This is a genomic window from Bartonella sp. CL70QHWL, assembly GCF_042194855.1.
In the GTDB taxonomy this organism is placed as follows: domain Bacteria; phylum Pseudomonadota; class Alphaproteobacteria; order Rhizobiales; family Rhizobiaceae; genus Bartonella.
In genome coordinates this window covers 1-3845 of the sequence record NZ_JBHINJ010000051.1, presented here as the reverse complement: position 1 = coordinate 3845, position 3845 = coordinate 1, and the positions used below count along the sequence as shown (strand labels likewise).

1 pseudogene is annotated in these 3845 nt (G+C 40.2%); it reads left to right on the top strand.

Features of this window, described 5'->3' with window-relative positions:
• Nucleotides 1-3845: pseudogene (locus ACFIJZ_RS09350) on the top strand (hypothetical protein); the annotation flags it as partial.

Genomic DNA, 3845 nt, shown 5'->3' with positions numbered 1-3845 from the left:
GAAGTAGAAGGCAGTGAAATCAATATCGCTAATAGTAGCAAAGCAGATCGAACTCTTTCTGGTGTGAAGGCAGCAACGAAGAATAATGAAGCGGTTAATAAAGGTCAGCTAGATAAAGGTTTAAAGGATCTTTCTACCAGCCTTCAGTCTGATGATTCAGCCGTTGTTCATTACGATAAACAGAAGGATGGTGCCCCTAATTATATGAGTATAACTTTGGGTGGTAAAGACAAGACACCTGTTGCACTCCATAATGTTGCTAAGGGTGTAATATCTTCAGAATCCTATGATGCAATTAATGGTCAGCAGATTAATAAAATAGGCGGTGATATTGCTAAGTTCTTAGGTGGGAATGCAGCTTTTAGTAATGGTGCTTTCAGTGAACCATCTTATGGGGTACATGACATTAGAAAAACTGGTGATGTAGATGTATCGCCAAATAGTCATCATAATGTTGGTTCAGCTCTTTCGGCGCTTGATTATAGCCTTGGGAATGTGAATACGCGTATAACGAATACGATCAATGATTTTAATAAAAAAATAACTGATAGTTCTCAACATATTGAGAAAGATGCTTTGTTATGGAATGATGAAGCCAATGCCTTTGTCGCACAGCATAAAACGGAAGAAGGTAAAAAGGAAAACAGCAAGATCACATCGCTGGCTGATGGTTCTATAGTATCAGGTTCGAGCGATGCTGTTACGGGTGGTCAGATTAATACCATAGCTGCAAGTTTATCAAAGATTTTAGGTGGCAAATCATCGTTTAGTGCTGATGGCACTTTTACAGTTCCCAGCTATGACTTATCGACAGTTTCTAAAGACGGTGAGGTAACAGATAAACCGTATGAAGGTGTTGAAAAAGCCTTTAAAGGACTTGATACAAATATCAAGACTGTTAACGCTCGCATTAAGGAAGTCTCAGAAGGAGTTGCACAAGATTCTTTATTATGGAGTAATGAGAGTAACGCCTTTGTCGCACAGCATAAAACGGAAGAAGGTAAAAAAGAAAACAGCAAGATCACATCACTTGCGGCTGGCTCTATAGTATCAGGCTCGAATGATGCGGTTACGGGAGGTCAGCTTCATACCATAGCTGCAGATTTATCAAAGATTTTAGGTGGCAGCGTATCCTTTGATGGTGAGAAGTTTAAAGATCCCACTTATACGGTGTCGAAAGTTTCTGAAGATGGTGAAGTGACAAGCGAATCCTATAATGATGTAGGCTCTGCTTTTGCAGGAATTGATACGAACTTCATAAATGTGAATAAACATCTGTCTAATGAGGTCAAAAAGTTTAATGAAAAACTAAGTAATATTACGCAAGAAGTTCAAGGCGATGCGTTGTTGTGGAGTGATGCTGAAGGGGCCTTTGTGGCACAGCATGGAAAAGAAGATAAAAGAGTGAGCAGCAAGATTAAACATCTTGCCAACGGAGACGTTAGTGGAACTTCAAGCGATGCTGTAGCAGGAAATCAGCTATATGCTCTAGGTGACAGTGTTGCGCAGTCTTTAGGTGGTCATGCTAGTTATGCCGGTGGCGCTTGGACAGCTCCAAGCTTCAAGATTAAGACCATTAATGAGGATGGTACTAAAGTTGAAGAGAAGAAGTATAATACTGTATCGGAAGCTTTTGAGGGTGTAGGAACATCTTTTGAGAATCTTCAAAAAGAGTTTACCCAAAACAACACGGAGGTTACTGAAAATATTAAGCAGAATGCATTGTTGTGGAGTGATTCTGACAAGGCGTTTGTAGCAACACATGGAGAGAAGGAAAGTAAGAGTAAGATTACATTTCTTTCCAATGGAGAGGTCTCTGCAAGCTCAAGTGATGCGATCAATGGTTCTCAGCTTTTTGATACGAATAAGACTGTTGCAACTTATTTAGGTGGTGGCGCTGAATATAAAGAAGGTAAATGGACGAATCCTAAATTCACGGTCAAGACCTTTGATGCTGATGGTGGATCTAAAGATCAGAATTATCCTGATGTAGCGAGTGCTTTAACAGGGGTTGGTAGTTCTATCACAAATGTTAAAAATGAGATTACAAAACAAATTAACAATGAAATTAACAATGTTAGAGGAGATAGCCTTGTTAAGAAAGATGCAGATACAAATCTTATCACTATTGGTAAAGAAGTAGAAGGCAGTGAAATCAATATAGCCAACAAGACTGGTACGGATCGGACTCTTTCAGGTGTTGGTGAAGCAACAAAGGATAATGAAGCTGTTAACAAAGGTCAGCTTGATGCAAGTCTGAAGGAACTTTCTACCAGCCTTCAGTCTGATGATTCAGCTGTTGTTCATTACGATAAAAAAGATGGTGATAATGGCGGCATTGATTACACGAGTGTGACTTTAGGTAAAGGTAAGGATGCAGGACCAGTTGCACTTCATAATGTCAAAGATGGTGCCATTGGTGAGAGTTCACATGATGCGATTAATGGTAGTCAGATCAACACAATTTCTCAGAATGTGGCTAAATTCCTTGGTGGTGATGCAAAATTTGTTGACGGTACGTTTACAGGACCAACCTACAAGTTATCCAAGGTTGATACGGATGGTTCGGTAGCAAGTGCTAGTTTTGAAAATGTTGGTAGCGCATTTATTGGTCTTGATGATAATATCAAGAATGTAAATGCACGGATTAAGGAAGTTTCTGAAGGGGTAGCGCAGGATTCTTTGAATTGGAGCAAGGAAGCCAATGCGTTTGTAGCGCGTCATGAGAAGAAGCAAGAAGAAAAAGGCAGAGCTGTAAGGACACAAGAAAACAGTAGAATTACGTTTCTAGCAAATGGTGAGATTAGCGCTAAATCAACAGATGCTGTAACGGGTAGTCAGCTTTATTCAATGAATCAGACATTTGCGACGTATTTTGGTGGAGGAGCAGGTTATGATAAAGATGGACAATGGAAGGCTCCAAATTTTGTAATCAAGAAAGTTAATGCAGAAGGGACAGAAAGTGAAGAAAGTTATAAGAGTGTAGCGGAAGCACTTTCTGATATTAGTAGTTCTGTCACGAATGTTCATCATGATGTAACCAATGTAGTGAGTGAAAGCCTTGTCAAGCAGGATGATGAGACGGCTCCTATCACTGTTGGTAAGGAAACAAATGGCACTGTAATTAATGTTGCAAACAAAAGCGGTGTGAAACGGGTTATTTCTGGTGTAGAGGATGCAAAAGATAATAATGATGCCGTTAACAAGGGTCAGCTTGATGCAAGTCTGAAGGAACTTTCTAGCAGCCTTCAGTCTGATGATTCAGCTGTTGTTCATTACGATAAAAAAGATGGTGATAATGGCGGCATTGATTACACGAGTGTGACTTTAGGTAAAGGTAAGGATAAGGCGGCTGTAGGTCTCCATAATGTTGCCGATGGTCAGATTGCCAAGGGTTCACATGATGCAATCACGGGCGATCAGATTAATAAAATCGGTGAGGATGTAGCTAAGTTTTTAGGTGGAGAAGCATCCTTTAAAGATGGAGCTCTTACACAGCCAAGGTATAAATTATCGCATATTTCTGAAGATGGTCAGGTAAGCACGAGCGCCTTTGATGGTGTAGGTGGTGCGTTTGAAGGCCTTGATGCAAATATAAAAAATGTGAATCAGCGTATTAAGGAAGTTTCTGAAGGAGTCGCACAGGATTCTTTGAATTGGAGTAATGAAGCCAATGCGTTTGTAGCTAAGCATGGAACGGAAGGAAGCAATAGCAAATTGAAGTTTCTTTTAGATGGTGACATCACGGCAAACTCAACGGATGCGATCACTGGCAACCAACTTTATTCAATGAATCAAACAGTTGCGACGTATTTTGGTGGAGGCGCTGGCTATGAAAATGGAAA